The 2,103-nt window shown below is 68.0% G+C and carries 1 pseudogene; it reads left to right on the top strand.

The window, feature by feature from the left end:
- Positions 1 to 2,103: pseudogene (locus tag DUPY_RS19770) on the top strand (heme utilization protein); the annotation flags it as partial.

Here is a 2,103-nt window from a genome sequence, read left to right as displayed (position 1 = left end):
AGATCATCGCGCTGACCACCACCCAGGCTGGCGTACTGACCAGCCAGCAAGTGGCTGCCTTGTCCACCAACGCCATCGTTGCGCTGGAAACGTCCGACTTCGCTGCGCTGAAAACCGCCAGCCTGGCCGCGCTGACCACCAACCAGGTGCGTGCGCTGACCACCGACCAGATCGTGGCGCTCTCCACCACCGCCGCCAACGCGCTGACCACCGCGCAAGTCGCTGCCCTGACCACCGACGCCATCGTCGCGCTGGAAACGGCTGACATGGCCGCGCTGAAAACCGCCGCGTTTGCCGGCCTGACCTCGACGCAAGTGGCAGCGATCACCACCGCCCAGGTGCAGGCGCTGACCACCGCGTCGCTGTCGGCCATCTCGACCGCCAACATCGCCAATGGTTTGACCTCCGACCAGATCGTCGCGCTGTCGTCGAACCAGATCGCCGGCCTGACCACCGCGCAAGTGGCGGCACTGTCGACCAGCAACCTGGTCGCCATCGAAGTAGCCGACCTGGCCGGCCTGTCGAGCGGCGACATCGCTGCCCTGAAAACGGCGCAGGTTGCCGCGTTCACGACCAGCCAGCTGGTCGCGCTGTCGACCGGCCAGGTGGCCGCTTTCACCACCGCTGGCGCTGCCGCACTGACGACCGACCAGATCGTTGCCCTGACCACGACCCAGGCTGGCGCGCTGACCAGCCAGCAAGTCGCTGCCTTGTCCACCAACGCCATCGTGGCGCTGGAAACGTCCGACTTCGCTGCGCTGAAAACCGCCGCGGTCGCCGCGCTGACCACCAACCAGATCCGCGCCCTGACCACCGACCAGGTGGTGGCCCTGACCACCGAAGGCGCCGGCGCGCTGACCACCGCGCAAGTGGCCGCCTTCACCACCGACGCCATCGTCGCGCTGGAAACGGCCGACCTGCGTGGCCTGGATACCGCCTCGTTCGCCGCGTTGACCTCGGCCCAGGTTGCTGCCCTGACCACTGCCCAGGTACAAAGCCTGAGCACGTCGGCCCTGGCCGCCCTGAGCACGGCCAACATCGCCAATGGCCTGACCAGCGACCAGATCGTCGCGCTGAGCTCGACCCAACTCGCTGGCATGACCACCGCGCAAATCGGTGCGCTGTCGACCAGCAACCTGGTCGCCATCGAAATAGCCGACCTGGCCGGTATCACCACCGCCGGTATCGCCGCCCTGAAAACGGCGCAAGTGGCTGCGCTGACCACCGACCAGCTGGTGGCCCTGTCCAGCGGCCAGATCGTGGCGCTGACCACCGCCGGCGCTGCCGCGCTGACGACCGACCAGATCGTCGCGCTGACCACCACCCAGGCTGGTGTACTGACCAGCCAGCAAGTGGCCGGCCTGTCCCCCGCCGCGATTGCTGCGCTCGAAACGTCCGGCTTCGCGGCGCTGAAAACCGCCAGCCTGGCCGCGCTGACCACCAACCAGGTGCGTGCGCTGACCACCGACCAGATCGTGGCGCTCTCCACCACCGCCGCCAACGCGCTGACCACCGCGCAAGTCGCGGCCCTGACCACCGACGCCATCGTCGCGCTGGAAACGGCTGACATGGCTGCGCTGAAAACCGCCGCGTTTGCCGGCCTGACCTCGACGCAAGTGGCAGCAATCACCACCGCCCAGGTGCAGGCGCTGACCACCGCGTCGCTGTCGGCCATCTCGACCGCCAACATCGCCAACGGTTTGACCTCCGACCAGATCGTCGCGCTGTCGTCGAACCAGATCGCCGGCCTGACCACCGCGCAAGTTGGCGCGCTGTCGACCAGCAACCTGGTGGCGATCGAGCTGGCCGACCTGGCCGGCATCACCACCGCCGGTATCGCCGCCCTGAAAACGGCGCAAGTGGCCGCCCTGACCACCGACCAGCTGGTGGCACTGTCCACCAACCAGTTCGTGGCGCTGACCACCGCTGGCGCTGCCGCGCTGACGACCGACCAGATCGTGGCGCTGACCACCACCCAGGCTGGCGTACTGACCAGCCAGCAAGTGGCTGGCCTGTCGACGAACGCCATCGTCGCGCTGGAAACCGCTGACTTCGCTGCGCTGAAAACCGCCAGCCTGGCCGCGCTGACCACCAACCAGGTGC

It is taken from the genome of Duganella phyllosphaerae (assembly GCF_001758785.1).
Taxonomy (GTDB): Bacteria; Pseudomonadota; Gammaproteobacteria; order Burkholderiales; family Burkholderiaceae_D; genus Rugamonas; species Rugamonas phyllosphaerae.
Note: the sequence above shows the minus strand (reverse complement) of the source record. Positions and strands in the feature narration are given on the sequence as shown.